Consider the following 25,339-nt stretch of genomic DNA (forward strand, 5'->3'; position numbering starts at 1 on the left):
ATTATGGTAAATGCTTATAGATAGAACTTTGAAGTGGTGATCACGATTGGACTTGAACCAACGACTTCTTCCATGTCAAGGAAGTACTCTACCAACTGAGTTACGCGATCAAAATATAGAATGGATTATATCTAAGAGATACTTAAATTATGGGAATTAGCCCAAATCCCGAAATAGAAAAACAAAAGAATAAGTGAAGATGCCGTAAAATACGAAGAAAGCCAGAGAAAAAGCCCACTCAACGCTTTCACCCAATGGGTGAGCTTTTTCCAGGAGGATAAAAGTATGGCACAAAGTGTTTTAAATTTCACTGTAGAGAGCACCGAAGAGAGACTGACACCCAGAGCAGGAGAGGCAGTCTTTGGAGAGTTTTTAAAAGCAATCAAGCTTGATCGGTTATGCAACCGATATCTTCCTTTACCTAAAAGTAACCGAGGCTACGATCCTTATACCTTTATCCATTCACTTGTTCTAATGTTACACAGTGGAGGCAGATATCTGGAGGATATCCGCACCCTTCAGACCGATCACGCACTCCAAGAACTACTTGGGATAAAGCATATTCCCACAGCAGACAGTATCGGCAAATGGCTCAAACGCTCCGGCAAAGTCAAGATGTCGGGGATGGAAAAACTCAACCGTACCTTGCTACAACGCTATCTTCGCAGAATAGATGAACCTTTGGTGCTTGATATTGATGCAACCGTGATAGAAAGCCATAAATCTATTGCGTTTACCACCTATAAAATGTTCCCGGGATTTACTCCCATCATTAGGCATCTTAATGGCGGCTATGTGATTCATCAGGAGTTTAGAGCCGGTAATGTAGCACCTGCTGATCATAATCTTGCATTCGTCAAACAGTGTGAAGCACAACTTCCCAAACATCGAAAACTCTCCTATCTGAGAGCCGATAGCGCTTCGTATCAGTCATCACTGTTCAATTATTGCAATAATCGTAATATCATCTATGTGGTAGGCGGGCATCTTGACAGGAGTGTACTGACAAACATTGAAACAATTGATTCCTGGGAACCCCTTAGAACAATAAAAGGTACCGCACATCATCTCAAAGAAGAGGTAGCAGAATTTTACCACACGATGCAGAATACCGATCATGCCTTTCGTATGATTGTGATTAAAAAAACCACCACCCCATTGCTGCATGGCATGGAGGCGTTTCTAAGCCAGGAAGAGAAGCTGGCACTCGCTTCTGAACGTTACAGTGTGATTGCCACCAATGACTTGGAGAAAACAGCTGAAGAGATTGTACGCTTTTACCGACAACGGGGTGATACCAGTGAAAACCGAATCAAAGAACTGAAAAACGGGTTCAATCTGAAGTACCTGCCAACTTCAGACTTTCAAGCCAATGCGCTCTACTTTCATATCGGTACATTGGCATACAACCTGTTCATACTCTTTAAACGTATATTACATGTCAGCTGGCAAAAACACACCATTCAAACCATTCGCTATAAACTGTATCATATTGCAGGTAAAGTAGTCCATCATGCTCGCCAAATCGTGCTTAAAGTCAATGAAGCGTTTGTGGATATCCTCAATCACATACGGCATCAATGCTATTTGCTCAGTTTAGAGTAGCAACTTCACCACTGCGGCATTCCCTTTATCATTTCTTCTTCAGACAAAGTGACAGGATAGCTATGTCAAAAAATCAGGAAAATGGCTTTAAAAAGAGTATTTGACGCACCACTTTGTTGACATAGGAATACAAAGAGCTCTTTTAAGCACACTTTTTTACAGTTCGGAGACAAAAACGGGTTATAGTCTCTCAATTTTTATGAAATGAATTTTCTATTTCGGGATTTGGGATTAGTTCTGACAGACCCAGGCACTCTCCTTGCAAAGCTTCTCCAGGTATTCACTTGCTTCACTTTTTCCTGCCTGAAGTGCTTTCTTAAAGTTTTCATACGCTTTCATTTTGTCATGAGCGATATCCTCTCCCCATGCATACATCACACCTATATTGACTTGTGCATTGGCATCCCCTGTTTGGGCTGCTTTTTTTAAAAGTTCAAAGGCTTTCTGCCGATCCTTTGCTACACCTTTACCTTCCAGATAGAGTGCTGCCAGATTGTTATATGCCTGTACCACACCGCCCAGAGCAGCCTTTTCATACCAGTACCTTGCTCTTTTATAGGCATGAGGATCACTCTCCCCGGTGTGGTGGTAAAGCTGGGCAAGATTGTACTGGGCAGAAGCGTTCCCTTGCTCTGCAGCCTTTTCATACCAGCGTTTTGCTTCAGACAAATCTGCTTTCGCCCCTTTACCGTTGGCATACATCATTCCTACATTATATTGTGCTTCGGCATCTCCGCCCTTTGCCAATACATAAAAAGTATTGAGTGCCTGAATATAGCTTCCCTTGTTATAGTCTTCTACCGCTTTGTCAAAATCATTGGAAAACAAACCCGATATTACAACTATAAATATAATCATTTTCTTCATCATACTTCTTTCTTATATAAATGTTTCAGCTACAAATGTTTTGGTCACTTTACCACCAAAACGATATACACCCTCTTCATAACTCACATAAAGTTCATCACCGCTCTTGGGATGGACTTTTACCTGATCAGGTACTTTACCCTCTTGATGGTTACGTATGAAACAGGCTACCATACCTGTCCCGCATGCCAATGTTTCATCTTCTACACCGCGTTCATAGGTACGTACATACATCGTATCACCCTCGACCTTGCAGATATTGACATTACAATCATACTTCTGACGAAGCGCTCTTGCCTGTTCCAGATCAAAGGTATCAATATCATTACGTACAGCAACCAGATGCGGGACACCGGAATCTATCAGCCACCAGTTCTCTCCATACTCTTCGATATCCTTGCTCCGGATATCAGGTTCCACCATATCACTCACTACATAGAGTCCATTGATCGTTGCCCGTATCACACCGGCCCCGGTGAGAAACTCTGCCGTATTGTCTTTGGAAATACCTTTTTCATGGGCAAAATGTGCCACACATCTGGAAGCATTCCCGCACATATCCGCACGACTTCCGTCTGAGTTATAGAACTCCCATTCAAAGTCATACTTCTCATGGGGAAGCAGAACCACCAAACCGTCTGCCCCTACCCCATTTTGCCTATGGCACAGTTTTCGTGCGAGTGCCGATCTGTCTGCTTTGTGTTTAGCCACGAACATCACAAAATCATTACCATTGCCTGAATATTTTGTCACTGTCACTTGAAATCTCCTAAAATTGCTTCTTTCACCTTCTCGCATTCATATCGAAGCTGGTCCAGATCACCTGTATTGTCTATCATATATGTTGCTCTTTTTTTCTTTTCCTCAATATCTATCTGTGATTCTATGCGTTTCAGTGCATCTTCTTTATTATACCCATCTCTTTGCATAAGTCTTTTTAACTGCTGCTCTTTTGTAGTATAGACTACCAGGGCCTTTTCTATAGGATACCGTCCCCCTTCAAAAAAAAGAGGGATATCGATAATATAAGGCTCCTGCACAGCATCCCGGAGGAGAGCCTGTTGTTCTATCTCATCATAAATAAGAGGATGGAGCAGTGATTCAAGCTCTTTTCGCTTAGCGGGATCTGCAAAGACCATAGCCCCCAGGGTCTTTCTGTTTACTTTGCCATCCTCAATACATTCTATACCGAACATTTCAGAGACAGCTGCCTGCTGCCTATCCAGTATTTGATGTGCGATCGTATCGGCATCGATAACAGAAAAGCCATAGCGGGAAAGCATCTCTACTACCGTGCTTTTACCCGTAGCAATACTTCCGGTCAAAACAACAGCATATTCAAATACCATAAAAAACTCTCTTCATACTGATCTTTCTTACCACTTTCTAAAAGAACTGAGTTGCATTTTGTCGTATCCGTATACATCTTGTCTAAACTGCAGTACACCATTATAGTCAACCCATGCGGTAAGATAAACAACATCCACAGGAACTTTTTCATTTAAATTAAGATGGGTTCTTTTTCTTCCTTTTAAGATCTTCTGTGATCTGTCAAAATCCACTGTACTGTTAAAGGTAGAGAATGTGTGGAGCAATTCTCTCGGCTGTTCCAGACGAATACAGCCATGACTGAAAGCTCTTACATTTCTTTTGAAAAGATTTTTGGTCGGGGTGTCATGCATATAAACAGAATATCTGTTGGGGAATAAGAATTTTATTTTACCCAGTGCATTTCGTGTTCCCGGAACCTGTGCAAAACGAAAAGGCATACTTTTACTGTAACGGTATTGGCTCCAGTCTATAGCACCTCCGTTTATTTTTCTTGCATCTTTCCCCCAGCCGGTATGAATTTCGATTCCTTTTCTTGCCATTGCATTCGGGTTCCTTAGCAATTTGGGGATCATCTCTTTCTGAATAATACTTTTTGGTACATTCCAGTACGGGTTAAGTACGATATACTGCACTGTATTACTGAAAACCGGTGTAGGATGGTTTCTTTTCCCGGTGATCACTTTCATTGACTGCCGTAACTTTCCATCTTCTTCAAAATAGAGCGTAAATGCCGGGATATTGACAATGATATGCCGTTTTGAATGCCGTTCTTTTAACCATTTGATACGGTCAAGGTTGAGACGGAGCGTCAAGATACGCTGTTCGATCGTTTGATTCAATGCTGCACGGGTATTTTTTTCTATCACTCCATTGGGCACAAGCCCGTTACGCTTTTGAAAATGTATCACTGCATTCTTCAGACATGCATCATATACCAGTCCCTCTTTGCTTCCCGAACAGGGTTGGTAGTCTCCGGTAGCACGTAATCTCTCACGAAGAAGAGGAACGATCTCATAAGGTTTACCCGGCTTAAGCGATCCTTTGAGATGCAGCGGTACCCATCCCCCGTTTTGCGCTATCTCCAAATACCTGATAAGCTCTTTTTTCAAGGCGGCATAATGATACTCTTTGGGTTCTGCTCTCTTAAATGCTTCTTCCAGACTGCCATTAATCATAGCATCTTCTATAAGAGAGAGAGGAGTCACTCTTGGTCTATGGGTATCCCATCCCGCATTGATGTCTTGTGCCTTCAGGTTGTAAAGTCTTGCCTTGAATGCACCCCAGTTAATACTGCCGTAAAGTGTATAATCCGCATATCCTTTATAGAGTTGGGATATCCTGAATTCCAGATCCACTTTTTGAGACAAAGTAGCTGCATTTCCGTACACTTCTGCTGCTTTTTGTTCCAGCTGAAGCATATCCTGATAAAGTCTGCTTGTATGGCTTAATGTTTTATCTCCTTTGATCTGGGCGAACAACTCATTCGTAAAAGAAGAAGCTGCCTCCTCATCGATCCACAGGGGAATAAAAAAGAGTTGAGTATAGAGCTTTCTTAAAAAACTATTTTTGGGTTGTGTTTGTAATGAGTTCATCATAACATCAGAGACTGCTTCATGAAATTCCAGGCTTCCTGTTTTTGCCAATGTACTCTGTCCAAAAAATAATACAGAAAAAAGTCCTATCCCCATCAATAAATGTATTACTTTATTTTTTAATTTTATCATCTCTATTTTCATCCATTAGAAGAATTTTTATAAAGTATATCAAAAAATTTCATGAAAATGATTGTTTTGATATGTAAATAGTATATTAAAGCTAGAAAATAGAGAGTATCCTGCCCCCCTATTGGTACTTTTGTACCTCTAAGTCCCGACTCATAGGATAGATGCTAAAATCTTATTATGTATTTTACGTTTGGCTCACCTTATTTTCTACTCTTATTACTTCTTTTACCCTGTTTTTTATGGTGTAAACAATACAGTAAGATATACTATTTTCCTAAACTAGGATGGATCAAAAGAGAGAGTCCGTTGTTAAGTTGGGAGCCTTGGCTTAAAATGGCACTGTTCACCCTTATGGTACTAGCCCTTGCCAAACCTTTTATCTATGATGCTGCATCCGATCAACATAAAAAAGGGCGAAACCTTATCCTGGCTCTTGATGCAAGTGGCTCTATGGGACAAAGTGGGTTTAATACAAAAGACAGATTTAAAAACAAATTCGAAACAGTGATCATGCTTTCCAAAGCATTTATACAGAAACGTTTTAATGACAATATGGGGGTGGTACTCTTTGGTACCTTTGCCTATACTGCTTCTCCTTTGACATATGATCTGGAATCCCTGTCCTATCTGCTTGAAATGACCAACGTGGGGCTGGCAGGAGAGAGTACTGCCATAGGAGATGCTCTTATGCAGTCCTTCCGTACCCTCTCCTTTGGTGAGGCACAGAACAAAGCGATCATCCTGCTTACAGACGGGTATCATAATGCAGGGAAGCACTCACCAAAAGAAGCTGTCGCCAAAGCCAAAGCACTGGGTATCAAGATCTATACCGTCGGTATAGGTAAAAAGAGTGATTATGATGCCGCGCTGCTGGAGACCATCGCAAAAGAGAGTGGCGGTAAAAGTTATGCTGCATCTTCGGCAGAAACACTCTCAGAAATATATAAAGAGATCGATGCACTTGAGCCGAGTCCCGTCCGGGGCGAGAATTATCTCAATCAGAAGCTTCTCATCCTCTTTCCTTTAGCTATGGTGTTCATACTTATTTTCCTTTGGGTTCTTTATCAGAGGAGGAGTGGATCATGACGCTGCTCTATCCCGGTTTTTTATGGCTGTTCATTCCCCTGATTATCCTCTTTTTGAGCCAAAAGAAAAAGAATCTCATCATAACGGTTCACCTTGTTATTCTTATGCTTATAGTCACTGCACTGAGTCGTCCTGTACTTAAACAGGGATTAGAGGAGCGTTCCATAGAGGCAAAAGATATCATCATCGCTCTGGATGTCTCCTACTCTATGAGAGCCAAAGACATCAGTCCTACCCGTTATGACTTTGCAAAAGAAACAATAAGTGCTTTTCTTAGAGAAAATCCAAAAGACAATATCATGCTCATTGCATTTACGACCAACCCTCTGCTACTCTCTCCTCCAACCACGGATCACACACTTATAAACATTGCTCTGAAAAGCCTTAACCCGGACTACATTCTTACCAAAGGGACTTCACTTAAAAAACTTTTTAAGAAAATCTCCTCTATGAAAATCACACATAAAAACCTGCTGCTCATCACTGATGGAGGAGAAGAGAGCGACCTGAACACACTCACGAGCCAACTCCAGGATGCAGATATCTCGTTAACGGTTCTGGCATTAGGTACGAAACAGGGCATAACGCTAGAAAAACCTGATGGGTCACTTCTTAAAGACAAGGACAACAATTTGGTCATCACACGGATCAATCCCCTGTTGGAGAGATTGACTTCCCGGACTGACGGGAATTATCTCACTGCTTCCGGCAGCCCTGCTGCAACAGCAGAAGCATTAAAGAATGCATTTGACACCTCCGTACAAAAAGGGGAAATGACAACAAAAAAACAATACCGATACAGAGAGTTCTACCAGATACCTCTTTTACTGGCGATACTGCTCTTTTTAATGGTCCATACCAGAGCTGTGAAATACCTCATCACACTTTTCACCCTCCTGGGGATCAATGCAGAAGCCTCCATGTTGGATACTTATCATCTGAACCAAGCATATAAGAGCTACCAGGCCCAAGACTTCAACACCACCAAACAGCATCTTAAAAAACTGGACAGCCTCTCGTTGCAAAGCCAATTTGCCCTGGCAAATACCTACTACAAGCTTCATGCATATAAAAAAGCGATCAAATTCTATAGATCCATCCGTTCCACTTCCCCTGCTGTCAAACAGAAACTCTTCTACAACATTGCCAATGCCTATACCATGCTGGAGGAGTATGATAAAGCCAAGATATATTATACTAAGGCTTTACAACTGGGAGTGGATGAAGACAGTACATACAATCTGCAACTTGTAGCACTTTTACAAAAGAAAAAATCTGCCAGGCTTGGCATTGCCCATCCTAAATCACAGAATGGCGGCTCAAGCAAAAGTAAATCACAAGAGAGTGATAAGGAACAGACAAGAGATGAAGACCAGCCAAGTTCCGGTTCCGGATCCGGAGGCGAAGGCAAAACCGGTGACAAAAAAGAGAAAGAAAGACTCATAGAGGATGAGCAGCAGGAGAAACAGCCTCTAAGCTCCAAAGTCTATGAGCTTATCAATAAAGGATATATACGTGAAACACAGCCTTGGTAAAACAGTATTGTTCTTTAGCCTGCTTTTCACAGTACTTCAAGCGGAAGATTTTACCTATACTTTTCATCTGGACAAACAGGATCCTTATGTCAAAGAGCCTGTCATCCTTACGCTTGACCTTGACCAGACCAACCCTGACATCGTGCTTCTTTTCAACTTTGATATTCACAAAAGTAATGCTTACAGCTTTCAAAGACTGGATATTAAAGAGACAGACACCCATCATCATGCAAAAGTGCATTATGTCTATCTCATCTACCCACTCAAATCGGGTGATATCAATATTACTTTTGATCTTCTTAAGAGGGTCACGACAGATGAGAGTGTTGCCTACAGCTTTTCCGGTGACAGGGATAATGTCAAAGGGTTGGTGACTGTTGATACCAATGTTCCTCTGCCGCCTCTGCCGCTCAAAGTCAAACCCCTGCCTGAAAACACCACATTGGTAGGAGATTTCAACTTGACCTACCAGGTCAAAAAACATCAGGCAAAAGCCTATGAGCCTCTTCCTTTTCAAGTCACTATTAAAGGAACAGGGTATCCTCCTTTAATGGAGAGACTGCTGCCTAAAGATATGAATTTTACCCTCTTTACAGAAAAGCCCATAGTCCATTCGGTCAACACAGAAGAAGGGACACAAAGCTCTGTCATCTACCCTATGGCACTTTCACATGCCAAGAGTTTTGACCTCCAACCTATCGTACTTAAAGCCTTTGATCCTAAAACCGAAAAGCATTACGAACTGACCGTACCGAAACAGCATTTTGACATTAGCAAAGCAGATGTCAACCGTTTGGTTGACAAAGTAGACAGCCCCAAACCTTTACAGAATGACTGGTCCTGGCTTACTGCTTTGCTTGGTTACCTTGTGGTTTTTGGGGCGGGATACCTGACAGCCATAAGCTTAAAGTGGAAGAAGAGAACCATCACACAAACATCCCACCCGCTCAAAGAGAAGATAGAAAACTGTAAAGATGAAAAAGCTTTACTGCAACTGCTTATCGCTGCAGATAGTAAAGCATTTGCATCAAGCATTGAGAAACTCGAAAAGCATTTATATGGAAATGGTAAAATCCATTTTAAGAAAGTCAAACAGGAAGTATTGGAGCAGATAATATGAATCAAAAGATAACACAACTCAAACAGGAACTCAGCAAAGCAGTCATCGGACAGAAAGAGATGATAGAAGGATTGCTTATAGGACTGCTTTCTGACGGGCATATTCTGCTAGAAGGAGTTCCGGGACTGGCCAAGACCACCACCATCAATGCACTCTCCAGAGCCCTCGGACTGGACTTCAAACGTATCCAGTTCACCCCTGACCTCTTACCTTCAGACATTATCGGTGCACAAATCTACAATCCTCAAGACCACTCTTTCAGCATCAAAAAAGGTCCCCTCTTTACCCACCTTCTCCTTGCCGATGAGATCAACCGTGCCCCTGCCAAAGTACAGTCTGCCCTGCTTGAAGTGATGCAGGAGCGACAAGTCACCATCGCAGAAGAGACTTTTAAACTCGAATTTCCTTTTCTGGTTATGGCAACACAGAACCCCATAGAACAAGAGGGAGTCTATGCCCTGCCTGAAGCACAACTGGACAGATTTATGATGAAGATCGTTGTGAAGCACAATACTGAAGAAGAAGAGTTGGAGATCATGCGTAAGGGAGCAAGTAAAAGTTTTGCAGAGGTACAAAAGGTACTCAGCATCGAAGAACTCCATGCTTTACAATCTGAATTAGAAAAAGTACATATAGACAAAGAGCTGGAACGCTATATCGTGCAGCTTATCTCTGCAACAAGAAATCCTGAAAAATTTGGACTGGACAACATTTCCCAAAACATTATGTTCGGAGCAAGCCCGAGAGCTTCCATAGACCTCTACAAAGCAGCCAAAGCCAAAGCCTTTTTACGAGGCAATGACTTTGTCACCCCTGCTGATATAGGCTATGTAGTCCATAATGTACTTCGCCACCGTATCGTACTGAGTTATGAAGCCAGAGCCAAAGGGGTTACTTCTGATGAAATGATCTCTGAGATCGTTGAAAGATTGCCGGTACCGTAATGCTAAGTATACAAAAATGTATCACTCTTGGGAGTGGCGACTTCAGTCCCACCTACAATTTAAATACTTATAGATTTTTATTGGGAAAAAAAGCACAAACTGTAAACAAACAAAAAAATTTTCAAGCAAATATACTTTTGGTGGGACTAAAGTCTCCACTTCCGAAAGCACATCTCTAAATGAACACCACATTAAAAGCCCTTCAAATCAAAGCCAGGCACCAAGTCTATACCCTGCTGTCCGGACATAACCTCTCCAAACTTCATGGAGAAGGCTATGACTTCTCAGAGTTGCGGGAGTACCAGATGGGTGATGACATCCGCAAGATAAACTGGACCATCACTGCAAAACTTGGGAAACCCTACATAAAGGAGTTACATGCCAACCGTGAACTCTCAGTCGTTGTGGCTGCTTTCATGGATGGAAGCCTCTATTTCGGATCAGGAAACAGAAAACAGATCAAGCTCACTGAAGTTGCCACGCTCTTAGGCTATGCAACACAGCAAAACGGTGATCTGTTTACAGGCATCAATTACACACAAAACAGAACATACACTACTCCACCCACCAAACAACTCTACCATATAGAGCAATTCTCCAAAACGCTTTTCGAAGCTTCTCTGCTTGGGACAAAAGTAAACTACAGTCCCCTCATAAAGGACCTTTTCAAAAGAATTCATAAACCCTCACTTCTCTTTATCGTAGATGATTTCCTGGAAGAGGTAGACTTATCCCTCCTTGCACAAAAACATGAAGTCATAGCCATTATCATCAGAGACAGAGACGAAGAGTCACCCAAGAAGCTTGGAGAAGTAACACTCAGCAGTCCTCAAAATAGTGCCAGGATGGATACTTATTTTGGGAAAAGAAGCATAGAAAAGTATCTTGCCAGATTAAAAGAGAATGATGAGAAGCTGATCGAACATTTTTCACGGTATGATATTCGGTATGTGAAGATCTTTACGGATGATGAGGTGGTGGGAAAGTTAGTCACTCTATTCCAATAAAGTAGCTCTCGTTCCCATGCTTTGCGTGGGAATGCATATGAGAGTTTTTTGTCAAATCAAAGTTATATTATTTATACAGTTTAAGTATACATTCCCACGTACAACGTGTGTATAGCCAAGGGACATCCTTTACACATGTAAAGAGACATAGTGTAAACTTTTCACATTTACGTCACGCTTCTCATACAAACAACAAAAATACAAATACCACAAACAAAATAAAGTGCAAGAACCCTTCAAGTACATTCGTCTCACCGTCATTAAAGTTGACAATACTCACAAGAAGTGTCAACCCCAGCATAACTCCCTGCACAGGCGTAATAGAAAGATTAAGTTCCATGCCCATGTATCTTGCAACTAAAATAACAGCCGGTATAGTAAGAAGTATGGTTGCCAACGATGCACCAAGGGCGATGTTGATGACTGTTTGCATACGGTTGTCTACTGCGGCACGTACTGCGGTGATGAGTTCCGGAGCTGCAGATATGACAGCTACTCCCACTGCGCCGATGGCAAGGGGTAATCCGAAGGTCTCCAGAGTATTACTCATGAAGACAGAGAGTATCTCGGCAAGTACACCGATAACGATAATAGAGATAATGAGATTAAAGGCATGATACCAGGCATTTATCTCACGGTAAGGCCCACAGTGTTCGCCCTCTTTACATTCACTCTGGACCTCATACTCAAAGAAGTATCTGTGTGATTTGAGTTGGATGCGGGTAAAAGTCACGTAAAGCAATATAAACATCACTACATTAAACATCATGAATGTATCGTGGTATGCGGGGTTAATGAAGTGTGGTAATACCATCGCTATACCTATGGCTACAAGCAACATAGAGAGGTAAGAGTTGGAGGAGTCCACGTTGTAAGGCTGCTCTCCGTACTTGATACCCCCGATAATCGCAGCAATGCCAAGCAGTCCGTTGATATCAAGCATCACTGCGGAGTAGATGGTGTCACGGGCAAGTGTGGGACTTTCGGCATGCATCATCATGATAACAATGATGATGATCTCTACGATAACCGCAGAGATCGTCAAAATAAGTGTCCCATAAGGCTCGCCAAACTTCTCTGCCAGCATCTCTGCATGGTGTGCTACAGACATAGCGGAGTAGATGATAACGGCAAACAGGATACCAAACCCCAGTAGGTTACCTGCCGTAGTGTGCACCAGTGTATGTTCAAAATAGCTGATGCCAAAGTAGGCAATGATAGCCAAAAAGAGACTGTACTCTTTTGAAAAATCTTTTAGTACTTGCATATTAGTTTAATATATCTTCATAGGTTTTGTTTGCATTCAATTTAAGTTGTCCTTTAATCTTCATCAAACGTTCATCACCCTTTTTATAGGCTTTTTTAAAACGTTTTTTAAGCTCTTCCTGTTTTTTCTCTTTCGCAATACTCTCAAGTTTAAAAAACTTTTTAAAACTGATCCACTGTGCCTCTTCTACTTCAAGCATATCTGTTTCAGTGACAACATCAATGGTGTTTTGCTGCTTTTTCTGTTCAAGCTGATGTATATACAATGCACGCATTTCATGAAATGCCTCTTTAAGCAGATCGATCTCTCCTTTGAGCGTAGTTGATATCTGTTTATTGCTCTTTTTAAGATCTTTGACCGTTCCCTTCAGCACAGAGATCGTTTCATCTTTGGCTTTCAGCAGCGCTTTATAGTCATTCTCTTCTTTTTGAGTGTCTTGTCTTGGGGAAGCTGTTTCATTGGGGGTTATCGTTTTTTGTCCTGGTCCGGAAGTAGACTTTGAAGTCTCATCCTGTGTTGTATTGTCAACCACAATATAGAGTTTTCCCTCTACATTTTTTGCTGTAAGTATGCCTCTTTTTATCTTTGCATAGACTGCCTGTCTTGAGATACCGAGTTCTCTGGCATACTCTGCCGGTTTCATCAACTTTTCCATTCCTCGTCCCTCTCTCTTTTATGATTGTCAATCATAACATAAAATTGATGAAAAGTGTCAACTACTTCTGGGTACCGTCAAGTATCGGAACAAAGAGGCATTGCTCTATCGCTTCAGAGCTGATACGTCCATTTTTTTTGTAAAAACGGGTAATGATATGATAATCTTTACTCTGTTCTATAGGGGCAATAAGTATTCCTCCCTCAGAAAGTTGTTCAAAAAGAACTTCAGGTACTTCTTTGGCTGTAGCTGAGAATAAGATACGTTCAAAAGGGGCATACTGTTTCCACCCTCTCTGTCCATCATCAAAACGGGTAAAGATATTATGCATTTCATGTCTGGAAAAACGCCCTTTTGCTTCTTTCAGCAGTTCATCAATACGTTCAATAGTAAAGACCCGGCGGGTGATTTTGCTTAGGATCGCAGCCTGATATCCGCTTCCGCAGCCAACTTCAAGTACAGAGTCTACGCCCTCAAGTTCTAAGTGCTGTGTCATTTTTGCAACTGTCAAAGGAGAAGATATCCACTGGCTTGCTGCTAAAGGAAGGGCATCAAGCTGATAGGAGAGGTGTTTAAACTCATTGGGTACAAAGATCTCTCTGTCTACTGCCAAAAACGCCTCTTTTACATGTACATCCAGTGTAAAATGTTTCTCGATCTCTGTTACAAGGTTTTGTCGCTGTCTTGCTTTTATCATACGTCCCTGTTCCTCAAATCCTAATTCATGGCGCAATTTTATCTAAAATGTAATTAATCCATTACAATATAACGACGCATCTTCCTTATCTCACGAAAATCCACCACACCTTCTATACTCTCTTTACTGTCATCCTGTCTGACTTCTCCGCTTGGGAGGATAATGGCTGAGGAACTTGCCATATCTGCATCCGAACTGTTTGAAAGCAGAACATAGCACTGGTTCATCACTGCCAATGCCCGGGAGAGTATCTCTAAATGTCTTTTACGAAGCAATCCCCACCTTGCCGGTACAAGCACCACATCAACACCCTCAATTCTTTTCCATAGCTCTTTAAATCTCAATTCAAAACAGATCAGCAGTGCATATGTTACACCCTCTATTTTAAAAGGCTTTATCTTTTTTTCTTTTCCTGCTTTCAAATAGAGATCTTCATCTCCCAGCCTAAAAAGTTTGACCTTGTTTTGTCTATGCACTACTTTATGCTTATGAATGACAACCGCCTGATTGACAAAATCATCACCATCCTTTAAGATAAGAGTCAAAACAACAATCTGTTCATCTACCTCTTTTTTAAGTGTTTTGAGGGCATTGAGTGAAAACATGGCAGCTGTTTCCATATGCTCGTAATCATAGGCTGTAAGATAGACTTCAGGAGCAACAATGATCTGTTTATCCTGGTGTATTTTAAGAAGTTCCAGTAGTTTGTCAAGATTCTCTTGATAGCGTTTTTTACTCGGAAGCTGCAGTACCACAGCTTCCATCTTTTTAGGTATTTTAATCATAGTTTTTCCTAAAAGTCATCCAGATCAAGACTTCCTTTTGAGTAGTTCGTCACATTCCCCTCAAAGAAGTTTGTCTTTTGGTCATTGAATTGAGAGAAGTTATCAACCCATTTGATAGGATGTTCCACATTATAAAGTTTCTCCATTCCAACTGCATGTAATCTTTTATCTGCAAGATACTGAATATACTGCTCAATGATCTCATCTGTAAGTCCAAGGATCTGACCTTGTGTAATGTACGCACCCCACTCACTTTCAAGTTTAACAGCTGATCTGAACATCTCATATACCTCATCAAGAAGTTCTTTTGTAAAGAGTTCCGGTCTCTCTTTTTTAGTGGCATTGATCATGTTTTGGAAAAGTAAAAGGTGCGTGACCTCATCTCTTTGAATGAAACGGATCATCTGTGCTGTTCCCAGCATCTTGTCCGATCTTGCAAGTGTATAGAGATAAGCAAATCCGCTATAGAAGTAGATCCCCTCTAATATCTGGTTCGCAAACATTGCTTTAACGATGTTTTCATCGGTTGGATTTTCGGAAAGTTCTTCATAGACTTTTGCAATGGCATCGTTTTTAGACTTGAGCTTCATATCTCTTCTCCAAAGCTCATAGATCTCTTGGGAATTTGTAGAGATACTGTCTACCATTACGGCATAACTTTGAGAGTGCAATGCCTCTTCAAATGCCTGTCTTACCAAAATAAGATTCACCTCCGGAGAAGTAATGAACGGGTTGAGATTATCAATGATGTTATTGGTCTGAAGTGAATCCATGAAGATGAGCTGTGCCAAGACCTTGTCATAGGCTGATTTTTCTGCATCAGTAAGATGCTTATAGTCATTTACATCCCTTGTCATGTCCACTTCTTTAGGGAACCATGTGTTGTTAAGCATCATTTCCCAAAGATTGTATGCCCATTGGTATTTGATGTCATTAAGCTCAAATATCCCTGTCGGATTACCTCCGAATATCTTTCTTTCACTGGTTTTTTCCTGAGATTCAGGATTGTATATCTTTTTACGTAACATCTGTAAACCTTGATTATTTATTATGATTTATTTTACATGCATTATACTGATTTTTAGCTACACTTTTGCTATGAAAAATATTGAACAAGACAAACTGGAAAAACTACTGGAGATCATAGCCCCTGCACCTGCTTTACGCATAGCCCATTTTTCCGAAGGCGGAGAGATGATGACAGAAATTTTGAGTGATTTTTGTCAAAAAAGAGGGTATGAATATCAAATAAACTGCACTAATCCCTCTTTTTTTGATGTAATGTCCAGTAAATTCAAGGACAAGGACATCGAAGAGGTCAAACCCATCAAATTCACACTTGAGCGCCCCAGATACATGATACAAGGTAAACTCTATGAATATCTTTTTGTCACAACGGCCATCAAAGAAGAGATACGAAGTGACTTTCTTAAAAAGGCTCATGGCATCATTAAAAATGCGGGGAATATCATCATCTTTCTTCCTAAAGGAAGCTACAAAGAACGCTACCATTGGATGGCACTGCTTGAAGAGCATTATTATGTAGCAAGCAATACCATAGATGACCTGTTTGAAAATTATGATGTACTCATCTCTAAAAAAATGCATGGATGGGGTGAGTAGCGTTAAGAAAACAACAACTGCTTGTTATTTTTAGCTACGAAACCGGAGTGGTCGGAGTGAAACGGAGCCATGAAGGAAAACGATACCTATACGTGAACTGCTTCACGTTTGTTTGTAGGAGAGAAACCGTAGCGGTCGTAACAAAGTGGAGCCGCGAAGGCAAGAACATTAGCAAAACCGAAATGGTCGGAGCGAAGCGTAGCCATACAGGCAATTAAAGGGTAACTTTTCTTAAAATATAATTTAAAGGAAGTTGTACCAAGGAGGGAGTTAAAGGTACAAAATAATAATGAAAAGTTACCAAGAAGACCGATCCATACTTACTATATGGATAGAGTGTCAAAAGGGGGAGGAAGAAGTGACACTCTACGACCTTCTTGTGAGAAGTATAGCTTTTTTTTGTGTACTGACTGTGGATTCTATAAATACGAACAACAATAATCAGTAATGGTTTTCACATTCACTTGAAATTTACTGTTTGCAGGGACATTGAAAGACTCTCCACCTTTCACGCTTACCCACGCATCACTACCTGGTAATTTCACATCCAGCTCACCCGAAGTGATCTCCATCAACTCTGCTGCGGCCGTGCCGAACTCATATTCCCCTGGAAGCATAAACCCTAATGTTTTTTTACTGCCGTCTGCAAAATTGACCGTACGACTCGTGACTGCTCCGTCAAAATAGCTATTACCTTCCAGCTCTACACTTACATTTTCAAATTTTTTCATGAGATATCCTTTTTTTGGAGGGATTATAGCAAAACTCCACACAAATTCTACGCATGATCACTATACTCATCTTAGAAGTCTTAGAAGGATATGCTTATGACACATGGTTCATACTATACACAAGTTGCCATTATTGGTGGAGGTATCTCCGGTGCAGCATTACTTTTTATGCTCTCCAGATATACAGAAATAGAGTCTATCACTCTTTTTGAAAAGTATAATAGACCTGCTACACTGAACTCTTCGGCAAAAGCAAACTCTCAAACCCTGCATATCGGCGATATTGAAACCAATTATGATTTTAAGAAAGCGAAAAAAGTCTCTGCCTCTTCTTCTATGGTTGCAAATTTCATTACGCATTTTAACTATGAAGATACGATAGGATTCAGAAAACCCAAAATGGTCTTAGCCGTAGGAGAGGAAGAGATAGCAGAGCTTCGAGCACGGTATAAGACCTTTAAAGTCCTTTTCCCCTACCTTGAACTTTGGGATGAAAAAGCACTTGAAGTCATAGAGCCTATGTTGACCAAAGGACGAAAAGAACCTATCTTGGCAATGGGAGCCAAAGATAAGATCACAACCATTGATTTTGGGAAGTTAAGTCAAACTTTTATAGACCTCTCCCAAAAAGAGAGCTGCACGGTGGATCTTAATTTTGGCATGGAAGTGACCAAGATCACCAAAAAATGGGACAAGTTTCTGATAAGCACTAACCGGGGTGAGTTTATGAGTGAAGTGGTGGTAGTAGACGCTGGTGCACACTCTTTACTCTTTGCACATGAGATGGGCTATGGAGATGACTATGCCATGCTTCCCATAGGCGGAAGTTTCTACTTTGCCAAAAAACAACTACTCAATGCAAAAGTCTATACCATGCAAAATCCAAAATTGCCTTTTGCAGCCATACATGGAGACCCAGACCTTACTGCAGACGGGAAAACACGTTTTGGCCCTACTGCCTTTGCTATGCTTGCATTGGAACGTTACCATCATATGGAGATACTCAATCTTTTTGACCTTCTTAGTCTTGACCGTTCTGTGCTTGGTGTCTACTATGACCTGATGAAAGATGGAGATATCCGTACTTACATCATGCGTAATTTTACCCACGAACTCCCGGGTATCGGAAATGAGTTCTTCATAAAAGAGGTACAAAAGCTTATCCCCACTTTACACAGTGATGACATAGAGTATGCTGATGGATATGGCGGTATGCGTCCCCAGATCATTGATAAAAAAGCCAAAAAACTGCTTCTAGGAGAAGCCAAAATAAACACAGGTGCAGGCATCATCTTCAATATGACCCCCTCGCCCGGTGCCTCCAGCTGTTTAGGAAATGCCTTTGAAGATGCAAAGATCCTTTGTGACTTTTTAGGTGTGGATCTACTCAAAAGAAAAATAAAAAAGGAGTTATGCGATGAAAAAGAATACTGTTACATTAACCAACAACAAAACAGGTAAAACGTACGAATATAACATCTTGGATGCTACGAGAGGACCTTCGATGGTCGATATACGTACCTTTTTTCAAGATACAGGTATGTTTACCTATGACCCTGGCTATACATCCACTGCATGTTGTGAATCCAAGATCACATTCATAGATGGTGCAAAAGGTGAGCTACGCTACAGAGGCGTTACCATAGAAGACCTGGCTCAAAATCATACCTATCTTGAAAGCTGCTTTCTTCTGCTCAATAAACGTCTTCCTTCTGCTCAGGAACTTAGTGACTTTGATCTGGAGATACGACATCGTGCATTTTTACACGAAGGCTTACGTCACCTCTTTAATGCCTTCCCGGACAATGCACATCCTATGGCAACACTCTCCGCAGCGGTAACTGCTCTAGCCTCTTTTTATGATGACCACCTGGAGTTGGGGAGCGAAGAGGAGTATCAGGAGATGGCACGACGTATCATCTCAAAGATCCCAACCATTGCAGCGTTTGCCTATAGACACTCTTTGGGCATACCGTTCATCCAGCCCGATATCGATCTGGGTTTCACGAAAAACTTTTTAACCATGATGCGTGCCTACCCCGGAGGAAAGATGCATCTGAGTGCAAACGGACATGAAGTAATAAAAGATATTGAGGTGCGAGCCCTGGACACCATCTTCACCCTGCATGCAGACCATGAACAAAATGCATCAACCACCGTAGTAAGAGGGGTAGCCTCGACAGGTGCACACCCTTATGTTGCCATCGCTTCAGGTATCTCAGCACTTTGGGGTCGGGCACATGGAGGAGCCAACGAATCCGTCATTGCACAACTGGAGATGATAGGAAGTGTAGATAACGTAGAAGCTTTCATAGAAAAAGCCAAAAACCCGGATGATGACTTCAGACTTATGGGCTTTGGTCACAGAGTCTACAAAAACTTCGACCCGAGAGCCAAGATACTCAAAAGGTTACAGGATGAACTGAGAGACGAATTGGGTCTTGATACAGAACTCATGGCGATCGCCAGAAAAATAGAAGAGATCGCTTTGAGTGATGAATATTTTATTTCACGAAATCTCTACCCGAATATTGATTTCTATACCGGTATCATCCTCACTGCCTTACAAATACCAAAACCGATGTTCACTCCTATTTTTGTCATAGGAAGAACAGTAGGATGGATAACCCAATGGATAGAGTTCAAAAAAGATGAAACATCAAAAATTGCCAGACCGAGACAACTTTATACTGGTGAATAATAAAAATCATTATTTCATCGTCAAATCAGCCTCTTTTTAGGGGCTAAAATAAGCGTTTTTTTTATTTTTTCCATATCTATGGTTAAAAAAGCTGTTAAAATGGATTATTTTGTGTTTTAGGTGGGTTATTTTGGATTTTAGGCATTATCCATCATTTTCGTAGGGTGCGTTTGCCAACGCACCTTGAATTTGCAGGAAGTTGTGTATTTTTCATGTGAAACAATTTTAAAGGTGCGTTGGCAAACAACACCCTACAGATTTTATACTACTTTTTATTTACACCTAACGGTAGATTAAATTTATTTTGAAGTTTAAGTTGATATATACATTGCATAGGAATGAAAGAAAAAATGAAGCAGAGTCCACTTCAAATAAAAATCCAAAGAAGAATTTATTTCCCGCGATAGCCATTTGCACTTTCTTCTTTTGGGTTCGTTTCTCTTCTTTGTTGCAAAAACAAAGAAGAAAAGGAACAAGAAGAAACTATTTTAATAAGAATATTATTGGCAACCCACACATTCTTGTGAACGATCTTCTACATCATTAGAAGATTCAGGCGACTGACTTCTCAAATAATAAGTCGACTTCAACCCAAACTTCCAGGCATTCATATAGATCTCATTAAGGTACTTACCACTCGCTTTGTCAAGCGTAATGAAGATATTCAGACTCTGCCCCTGGTCTATCCACTTCTGGCGGATCGCTCCGGCTTTGATGAGTACATTTTGATCAAGATCGTATGCCGGTGTATAGTACTGCCAAGTATCCGGAGAGAGGTTCGGTGCTACTACAGGGATGAGTCCTGAAAGGTTCTCTTCAAACCATTTACGTTTATAGACCGGCTCTATAGCCTGTGTCGTACCCGTCAAGATAGAGATGGAAGAGGTAGGAGCAATAGCCATAAGGTAACCGTTTCTCATACCGTCTGTTTTGACTTTCTCTTTAAGTGCCTGCCAGTCATGACTGTAGCCGAAGAGTCCGCCTCTGTCAACCAGTTTACAGGCATTCTCATTTGCTTTGTCAATAGGGAAGATACCTTTAGCCCAGTCAGACCCTTCATAGGTAGGATACTTCCCTTTCTCCAATGCCAGGTCACTTGAAGAACGGATAGCATAATAAGAGAGAGACTCCATCACTTCATCTACTTTGGTAAAGTGCTCATGGCTTCCCCACTCTATCTTGTTCTCTGCAAGCATCTGTGCTTCACCCATTACTCCAAGACCGATGGATCTTGACTTTTCATTCGTCTTCTTTACTTTTGCAAGAGGGTAGAAGTTAAGGTCTATGACATTGTCAAGCATACGAATAGCCGTAGGTACAACGCGTGCCAGATCCTCCTGTGTATGCACTTTGGAGAGGTTGACAGATGCCAGGTTACATACTGCCGTGTCACCGTCTGTCTTCTCTTTATCAACGATCCAGATCTGCTTACCCTTAATACTGTCGAGTGCTGTCACTTTCTTGGCCGGTTTTGTCATACCGTTATCTACAGTGATCATCTCATTTTCATCATAGGCTTCTACAGTACCGTCTTCGAAAGTAAATTGTGTTCTGTAGGTATTCGGCGCTGTATTCTGGAAGATCTCCGTACACAGGTTTGAACTTCTGATGACTCCTGCATGCTTGTTCGGGTTTGCTTTATTTGCAGCATCTTTAAACGTAAGGAACGGGTTACCTGTCTCAAAGTAAGATCTGAGTATCTCCTTCCAGAGCCCTTTTGCCGAGATCACTTCTCTGGTGATGTTGTCATCAGAGTTTTCAAGTTCTATGTAACGCTTTTCAAACTCTTCACCGTAAAGTGTTGTCAACTCTGTCACTTCGAACGGATCAAAGAGCGTCCAGGTACTGTCTTCTTCCACTCTTTGCATAAAGAGGTCATTGAGCCAGAGTGCAGGGAAAAGGTCGTGTGCTCTACGACGCTCTTCACCGGAATTTTTCTTCAGATCAAGGAAATCGCGTACATCTACATGCCAAGGTTCAATGTAAACAGCAATAGCACCTTTACGCGTACCAAGCTGATCTACGGCTATAGCAACATCATTGGCTATCTTGAGGAAAGGAACGATCCCCCCTGCAGCATGTTTATGCCCGTCAATATATGAACCCATACCACGGACCAAAGACCAATCCCAACCGATGCCTCCGCCGAACTTGGAAAGCAGTGCCATCTCTTTGTATCCGTCAAAGATACCTTCAATGTTGTCCGGTGTTGAACCGATATAGCAGGAACTGAGTTGGTGTCTTGGTGTTCTGGCGTTCGAAAGTGTCGGTGTGGCTGCCATCACTTCAAATTTACTCAAGATGTCATAAAACTTCTTTGCCCATGTCTGGCAGTCAAACTCATTTTGTGCCAGGAACATCGCTACACCCATAAAGAGTTGTTGTGGAAGTTCTATAGGCACACCATTACGGTCTTTCAGTAAATATCTATCGTAAAGTGTACGAAGGCCAAGATAGGTGAACTGCAAATCACGTTCCGGCTTGATGTAATCATTTAAGTCATCAAGATCATACTTCTCTTTGAGTCCAAGAACAATACGCCCCTCTTTTTCACCACGCTCAAAATGCTCACGAAGGTGGTTGTACCCTGTAAAGCCTGTAGCTTTATGGTAGATATCATAGAGGAACAGTCTAGCAGCTACGAAGGTCCAGTTGGGTCTGTCTATATCGATCTTGTCAACCGCAGTCTTGATAAGTGTGGTCTGTATCTCCTCAGAGCTGATCATATCACGAAACTGGAGTTTGGCATCGACTTCTAATTCACTCTGACTTACACCGTCAAGCCCCTCTACTGCAGCCGATGTGTACTTCTGAATCTTGGATACATCCAAGGTCTCTACTCTTCCGTTTCGTTTTACAACTCTAATCATAGCTGCTCCCCCATATTACTTCATTTTTATATCAAAAAGACCTCTGTTCTGAGGTAAAATATTAAATGATTCTACTCAAATTATGCTTGGATATTTTTGAATTTTTGTATCATTTTTAACCAATTCTTTTATAAGAAAATATAATAGTTTTGGGAGTGCCGACAGGGTGGGAAGCAGTGGGAAATAATGAAGAAACTGATGAAGAAATAAAGTAAAAAAGCCATACTTAAAACTAAAGAGGATTAGCATGTATTAATTTGTGCAGGAGATTTAAAAGCTGTACATCTGTACAGCGTTAAATATCTCGTGCAAAGTGATATGCTATAAGCCTATTTAAAAACTCTGGCGAATATCTTATCTACATTTTTAGTATAATAATCAAAATTAAAACACTCTCTGATCTGCTCTTCACTCAATGAATTTCTTAACTCTTCATCTGCGAGCAGATACTGAAGGTAAAGTGATTCACCCTGTTCATTGGTTGTCGGTTTTCCTTGTTGGATCTCTTCCCATACTTTCATTGCGTTCCGTTGCACGATCTTATATGCATCCTCACGGCTTACACCTGCTTTAGGAAGCTCAAGAAGTACACGCTGAGAAAATACCAGTCCACCTGTAAGGTTCAGGTTCTTCATCATGTTCTCCGGCATTACAGTGAGGTTTGCAATAACGTTATTCATACGGTGCAGCATAAAGTCTGTTGTGATGAATGAATCCGGTAACCAGAAACGCTCTGTAGAAGAGTGTGAGATATCTCTTTCATGCCATAGTGCTACGTTCTCCATCGCAGGTGTTGCGTAAGCTCTAATAATACGTGCAAGTCCTGTAATGTTTTCTGTCAAGATAGGGTTTCTTTTGTGTGGCATAGCCGAAGAACCTTTTTGCCCTTTCGCAAAGAACTCTTCACACTCATACACTTCAGTTCTTTGCCAGTGTCTTACCTGCACAGCAAACTTTTCGATACTTGATGCAAGCAGTGCCAATGCTGTAGCAAGTCTCGCATATCTGTCTCTCTGGATAACCTGGTTTGATGCTGGTGCCGGTTGAAGCCCCAGTTCTTCCATCGCATACTCTTCAAGCTCTAATGGTGCATGTGCGAAGTTACCCATAGCTCCTGAGATCTGTCCTACTGAAATGACTTTCATGGTCTGTTCCAAGTTCTCAAGGTGACGAGCCATTTCATCATACCATACAGCAAGTACAAGACCAAAAGTAATAGGCTCACCATGGATACCGTGGCTTCTTCCCACCATCAATGTCATTTTATGTTCCATCGCTCTTTTTTTAATGGATTCCATCATCATCTTCACATCTTCGATAATGATATTCAAAGAACGTTTCATCTGAAGTGCTACAGCAGTATCTACAGTATCTGAAGAGGTCATACCGTAGTGGAACCATCTGCTCTCTTCACCCAGTGTTTCAGAAACTGAAGTGGTAAAAGCAATAAGGTCGTGTCTTGTGATCGCTTCTATCTCATCAATACGTTCTACAGAGAACCCTGCATTGTCAATGATCTTTTTTGCATCCTCATCTGGGATAAGCCCCAATTTATTCCATGCTTTGACCACTGCTTTCTCAACATCAAGCCATGCCTGATATTTTGCCTGCATCGTCCAGTTGCGTGCCATCTCTTCCCGTGAATATCTTTCTACCATGTTTACATCCTAAGTTATACGATAATTTTGGTATTATTCTACCAAAATAGCAGTTACATAAAGGTGAATAAAGTATGCCATTCGTTAAAGAGAAGTTTACCGTACCAAAGAAAATGCCCGCTTTTCTTTTTATCATGCGTACTTTCAACTTTACACAGGGACAGGCACAACGGGTTCTGGCAAAAGGTCGTCTTCTGATAAATGGTGTGTCACTTTTTAATACCGGAGAGAGCATAGAAGGAGAGGTGGAAGTTGTCTATTTCAAACCTGCATCACAAGGAAACAAACCTCTCTTTCAAAACAAAGATTTTATGGTTTTTGAAAAATATTCTGGTGTTCTGGTTCACCCCAATACCATGGCGACCCCCTACTCTTTACTTGATGAGATACGTACTGTTGCCGGTGACAATGCAAATGCCGTACATCGTATAGATATGGAGACTTCCGGCCTTTTACTGGCAAGCAAACATAAAAAAGCCGAGACCTATCTTAAAACATCTTTTGAAAACAGAAGCATCAAAAAAAGCTATCTGGCATGGGTGGTCGGCAGACTGTCTGAACCTTTCAGCGTCAATGAACCTATCAGGATCAACAATGACTACAGCCAGACAAAACATAAAGTATTTATCTCCAAAGAAGGGAAAAGTTCCTATACAGACTTTATCCCACTCTCTTATAATGAGGATCTCGATGCTACACTTGTAGCCTGCTATCCTCATACCGGACGTACACATCAGATCCGCGTTCATTTGTTTCACGTGAAACATCCCATACTGGGGGACCCTCTTTACGGAACTGATTTTCAAACTGCAAATGCTTATTTGGAGGATATATTAACACCTGAGGAGAGACTTGTAAATACAGGTGCAACACGCCTTATGCTTCATGCACAGACCCTTACATTCCCCTATGGAGCAAGATATCATATAGAGAGTAAATTGGATTTTAAAGGAATGAAAGATTTGATCTGTTCGAAAGAAAAGAGAAAGTTTAATCATCAACCGTAGGGTGCGTTGGAAAACACACCCTGCAAGACGATTCAAGATAAGTTTTTAGATGTCATCTGCGGGAATCATAAATAAACCAGCCTACACCGATACCTGCTACCAAAATAATAAACCCCAATAAAAAC

Annotated in this window: 22 protein-coding genes and 1 tRNA gene; 10 read left to right on the plus strand and 13 right to left on the minus strand. The window is 41.3% G+C overall.

Translation table 11 applies throughout. The annotated features are described in order from the left end of the window. Positions 1 to 34: 34 nt before the first annotated feature. Positions 35 to 110, minus strand: a tRNA-Val gene (locus ACZ48W_RS06255). Positions 111 to 285: 175 nt separating this feature from the next. Here ACZ48W_RS06255 and ACZ48W_RS06260 point away from each other — a divergent pair. Then, on the plus strand, positions 286 to 1,605 hold the full coding sequence (locus tag ACZ48W_RS06260) for an IS1380 family transposase (RefSeq protein WP_464827469.1): 1,320 nt from the start codon (positions 286 to 288) through the stop codon (positions 1,603 to 1,605). A gap of 231 nt (positions 1,606 to 1,836) precedes the next feature. Here the strand turns inward: ACZ48W_RS06260 and ACZ48W_RS06265 are convergent, their stop codons facing one another. Genes ACZ48W_RS06265 through ACZ48W_RS06280 form a run of 4 tightly spaced genes read right to left on the minus strand, consistent with a single transcriptional unit; the run spans position 1,837 to position 5,528 of the window. Further along, positions 1,837 to 2,475, minus strand: a complete 639-nt coding sequence (locus tag ACZ48W_RS06265; protein WP_464827470.1) for a tetratricopeptide repeat protein — start codon at positions 2,473 to 2,475, stop codon at positions 1,837 to 1,839. A 9-nt stretch (positions 2,476 to 2,484) separates the two neighbouring features. Next, positions 2,485 to 3,231 carry a diaminopimelate epimerase gene (gene dapF / locus ACZ48W_RS06270; protein ID WP_464827471.1) on the minus strand — a complete coding sequence of 249 codons (747 nt, stop codon included), beginning with the start codon at positions 3,229 to 3,231 and terminating at the stop codon, positions 2,485 to 2,487. Further along, the gene (coaE, locus tag ACZ48W_RS06275) at positions 3,228 to 3,821 is read right to left on the minus strand and encodes a dephospho-CoA kinase (RefSeq protein ID WP_464827472.1); all 594 of its coding nucleotides are present in this window, start codon (positions 3,819 to 3,821) and stop codon (positions 3,228 to 3,230) included. Before coaE ends, dapF begins: the two co-directional genes overlap by 4 nt. Positions 3,822 to 3,848: 27 nt before the next feature. Next, the gene (locus ACZ48W_RS06280; protein WP_464827474.1) at positions 3,849 to 5,528 is read right to left on the minus strand and encodes a L,D-transpeptidase family protein; all 1,680 of its coding nucleotides are present in this window, start codon (positions 5,526 to 5,528) and stop codon (positions 3,849 to 3,851) included. A gap of 177 nt (positions 5,529 to 5,705) precedes the next feature. On the opposite strand from ACZ48W_RS06280, the gene ACZ48W_RS06285 reads away from it, so the two are divergent. From ACZ48W_RS06285 to ACZ48W_RS06305, 5 genes are all read left to right on the plus strand, one after another. Continuing rightward, positions 5,706 to 6,614, plus strand: coding sequence for a vWA domain-containing protein (locus ACZ48W_RS06285; RefSeq protein ID WP_464827476.1), 909 nt, complete (start codon positions 5,706 to 5,708; stop codon positions 6,612 to 6,614). Continuing rightward, entirely contained in the window at positions 6,611 to 8,149 is a 1,539-nt protein-coding gene (locus tag ACZ48W_RS06290) for a VWA domain-containing protein (RefSeq protein ID WP_464827477.1), read from the plus strand. The genes ACZ48W_RS06285 and ACZ48W_RS06290 overlap by 4 nt, the downstream gene beginning before the upstream one ends. Then, positions 8,130 to 9,269 carry a hypothetical protein gene (locus ACZ48W_RS06295; RefSeq protein ID WP_464827478.1) on the plus strand — a complete coding sequence of 380 codons (1,140 nt, stop codon included), beginning with the start codon at positions 8,130 to 8,132 and terminating at the stop codon, positions 9,267 to 9,269. Before ACZ48W_RS06290 ends, ACZ48W_RS06295 begins: the two co-directional genes overlap by 20 nt. Further along, positions 9,266 to 10,213, plus strand: a complete 948-nt coding sequence (locus ACZ48W_RS06300; protein ID WP_464827479.1) for an AAA family ATPase — start codon at positions 9,266 to 9,268, stop codon at positions 10,211 to 10,213. Before ACZ48W_RS06295 ends, ACZ48W_RS06300 begins: the two co-directional genes overlap by 4 nt. 179 nt (positions 10,214 to 10,392) lie before the next feature. Next, positions 10,393 to 11,220, plus strand: coding sequence for a DUF58 domain-containing protein (locus ACZ48W_RS06305; RefSeq protein ID WP_464827480.1), 828 nt, complete (start codon positions 10,393 to 10,395; stop codon positions 11,218 to 11,220). Between the two features lie 181 nt (positions 11,221 to 11,401). Here the strand turns inward: ACZ48W_RS06305 and ACZ48W_RS06310 are convergent, their stop codons facing one another. The 5 genes from ACZ48W_RS06310 to ACZ48W_RS06330 all read right to left on the minus strand — a co-directional run bounded on the left by ACZ48W_RS06310 (position 11,402) and on the right by ACZ48W_RS06330 (position 15,652). Beyond that, positions 11,402 to 12,487: a calcium:cation antiporter gene (locus ACZ48W_RS06310; RefSeq protein WP_464827481.1), complete on the minus strand. Its 1,086-nt coding sequence runs from the start codon at positions 12,485 to 12,487 to the stop codon at positions 11,402 to 11,404. 1 nt (position 12,488) lies between these two features. Further along, positions 12,489 to 13,142, minus strand: coding sequence for a DUF3972 domain-containing protein (locus ACZ48W_RS06315; protein ID WP_464827482.1), 654 nt, complete (start codon positions 13,140 to 13,142; stop codon positions 12,489 to 12,491). Positions 13,143 to 13,203: 61 nt separating this feature from the next. Beyond that, a complete protein-coding gene (locus ACZ48W_RS06320) occupies positions 13,204 to 13,839 on the minus strand; it encodes a protein-L-isoaspartate(D-aspartate) O-methyltransferase (protein ID WP_464827484.1) in 636 nt (211 codons plus the stop codon). Between the two features lie 53 nt (positions 13,840 to 13,892). Beyond that, positions 13,893 to 14,624, minus strand: a complete 732-nt coding sequence (locus ACZ48W_RS06325; protein ID WP_464827485.1) for a carbon-nitrogen hydrolase family protein — start codon at positions 14,622 to 14,624, stop codon at positions 13,893 to 13,895. 8 nt (positions 14,625 to 14,632) lie between these two features. After that, positions 14,633 to 15,652: a ribonucleotide-diphosphate reductase subunit beta gene (locus ACZ48W_RS06330; protein ID WP_464827486.1), complete on the minus strand. Its 1,020-nt coding sequence runs from the start codon at positions 15,650 to 15,652 to the stop codon at positions 14,633 to 14,635. A gap of 70 nt (positions 15,653 to 15,722) precedes the next feature. Here ACZ48W_RS06330 and ACZ48W_RS06335 point away from each other — a divergent pair, with 70 nt between their 5' ends. After that, positions 15,723 to 16,247 carry a hypothetical protein gene (locus ACZ48W_RS06335; RefSeq protein ID WP_464827487.1) on the plus strand — a complete coding sequence of 175 codons (525 nt, stop codon included), beginning with the start codon at positions 15,723 to 15,725 and terminating at the stop codon, positions 16,245 to 16,247. 419 nt (positions 16,248 to 16,666) lie between these two features. On the opposite strand, the gene ppnP is transcribed toward ACZ48W_RS06335, so the two are convergent. Further along, positions 16,667 to 16,978, minus strand: coding sequence for a pyrimidine/purine nucleoside phosphorylase (gene ppnP / locus ACZ48W_RS06340; RefSeq protein ID WP_464827488.1), 312 nt, complete (start codon positions 16,976 to 16,978; stop codon positions 16,667 to 16,669). A 96-nt stretch (positions 16,979 to 17,074) separates the two neighbouring features. On the opposite strand from ppnP, the gene ACZ48W_RS06345 reads away from it, so the two are divergent. After that, on the plus strand, positions 17,075 to 18,439 hold the full coding sequence (locus ACZ48W_RS06345) for an FAD-dependent oxidoreductase (protein ID WP_464827489.1): 1,365 nt from the start codon (positions 17,075 to 17,077) through the stop codon (positions 18,437 to 18,439). After that, positions 18,396 to 19,679 carry a citrate synthase gene (locus ACZ48W_RS06350; RefSeq protein ID WP_464827490.1) on the plus strand — a complete coding sequence of 428 codons (1,284 nt, stop codon included), beginning with the start codon at positions 18,396 to 18,398 and terminating at the stop codon, positions 19,677 to 19,679. The genes ACZ48W_RS06345 and ACZ48W_RS06350 overlap by 44 nt, the downstream gene beginning before the upstream one ends. Before the next feature lie 500 nt (positions 19,680 to 20,179). Here the strand turns inward: ACZ48W_RS06350 and ACZ48W_RS06355 are convergent, their stop codons facing one another. Together ACZ48W_RS06355 and purB are read right to left on the minus strand one after the other, a co-directional pair. Next, on the minus strand, positions 20,180 to 22,549 hold the full coding sequence (locus tag ACZ48W_RS06355; RefSeq protein WP_464827491.1) for a ribonucleoside-diphosphate reductase subunit alpha: 2,370 nt from the start codon (positions 22,547 to 22,549) through the stop codon (positions 20,180 to 20,182). Between the two features lie 329 nt (positions 22,550 to 22,878). Then, the gene (gene purB / locus ACZ48W_RS06360) at positions 22,879 to 24,207 is read right to left on the minus strand and encodes an adenylosuccinate lyase (protein WP_464827492.1); all 1,329 of its coding nucleotides are present in this window, start codon (positions 24,205 to 24,207) and stop codon (positions 22,879 to 22,881) included. A gap of 74 nt (positions 24,208 to 24,281) precedes the next feature. Between purB and ACZ48W_RS06365 the strand changes: the two genes are divergently transcribed. Continuing rightward, a complete protein-coding gene (locus ACZ48W_RS06365) occupies positions 24,282 to 25,214 on the plus strand; it encodes an RluA family pseudouridine synthase (RefSeq protein WP_464827493.1) in 933 nt (310 codons plus the stop codon). Positions 25,215 to 25,339: the final 125 nt, after the last annotated feature.

This window comes from Sulfurovum aggregans, assembly GCF_055385215.1.

Bases quoted from the DNA above. Each gene is read 5' to 3' on its own strand.
- ACZ48W_RS06260 (WP_464827469.1), top strand. From the start codon at position 286: ATGGCACAAAGTGTTTTAAATTTCACTGTAGAGAGCACCGAAGAGAGA.
- ACZ48W_RS06265 (WP_464827470.1), bottom strand. From the start codon at position 2,475: ATGATGAAGAAAATGATTATATTTATAGTTGTAATATCGGGTTTGTTT.
- coaE (WP_464827472.1), bottom strand. From the start codon at position 3,821: ATGGTATTTGAATATGCTGTTGTTTTGACCGGAAGTATTGCTACGGGT.
- ACZ48W_RS06280 (WP_464827474.1), bottom strand. From the start codon at position 5,528: ATGATAAAATTAAAAAATAAAGTAATACATTTATTGATGGGGATAGGA.
- ACZ48W_RS06285 (WP_464827476.1), top strand. From the start codon at position 5,706: ATGTATTTTACGTTTGGCTCACCTTATTTTCTACTCTTATTACTTCTT.
- ACZ48W_RS06290 (WP_464827477.1), top strand. From the start codon at position 6,611: ATGACGCTGCTCTATCCCGGTTTTTTATGGCTGTTCATTCCCCTGATT.
- ACZ48W_RS06300 (WP_464827479.1), top strand. From the start codon at position 9,266: ATGAATCAAAAGATAACACAACTCAAACAGGAACTCAGCAAAGCAGTC.
- ACZ48W_RS06305 (WP_464827480.1), top strand. From the start codon at position 10,393: ATGAACACCACATTAAAAGCCCTTCAAATCAAAGCCAGGCACCAAGTC.
- ACZ48W_RS06310 (WP_464827481.1), bottom strand. From the start codon at position 12,487: ATGCAAGTACTAAAAGATTTTTCAAAAGAGTACAGTCTCTTTTTGGCT.
- ACZ48W_RS06315 (WP_464827482.1), bottom strand. From the start codon at position 13,142: ATGGAAAAGTTGATGAAACCGGCAGAGTATGCCAGAGAACTCGGTATC.
- ACZ48W_RS06320 (WP_464827484.1), bottom strand. From the start codon at position 13,839: ATGATAAAAGCAAGACAGCGACAAAACCTTGTAACAGAGATCGAGAAA.
- ACZ48W_RS06325 (WP_464827485.1), bottom strand. From the start codon at position 14,624: ATGATTAAAATACCTAAAAAGATGGAAGCTGTGGTACTGCAGCTTCCG.
- ACZ48W_RS06330 (WP_464827486.1), bottom strand. From the start codon at position 15,652: ATGTTACGTAAAAAGATATACAATCCTGAATCTCAGGAAAAAACCAGT.
- ACZ48W_RS06335 (WP_464827487.1), top strand. From the start codon at position 15,723: ATGAAAAATATTGAACAAGACAAACTGGAAAAACTACTGGAGATCATA.
- ppnP (WP_464827488.1), bottom strand. From the start codon at position 16,978: ATGAAAAAATTTGAAAATGTAAGTGTAGAGCTGGAAGGTAATAGCTAT.
- ACZ48W_RS06345 (WP_464827489.1), top strand. From the start codon at position 17,075: ATGACACATGGTTCATACTATACACAAGTTGCCATTATTGGTGGAGGT.
- ACZ48W_RS06350 (WP_464827490.1), top strand. From the start codon at position 18,396: ATGAAAAAGAATACTGTTACATTAACCAACAACAAAACAGGTAAAACG.
- ACZ48W_RS06355 (WP_464827491.1), bottom strand. From the start codon at position 22,549: ATGATTAGAGTTGTAAAACGAAACGGAAGAGTAGAGACCTTGGATGTA.
- purB (WP_464827492.1), bottom strand. From the start codon at position 24,207: ATGGTAGAAAGATATTCACGGGAAGAGATGGCACGCAACTGGACGATG.
- ACZ48W_RS06365 (WP_464827493.1), top strand. From the start codon at position 24,282: ATGCCATTCGTTAAAGAGAAGTTTACCGTACCAAAGAAAATGCCCGCT.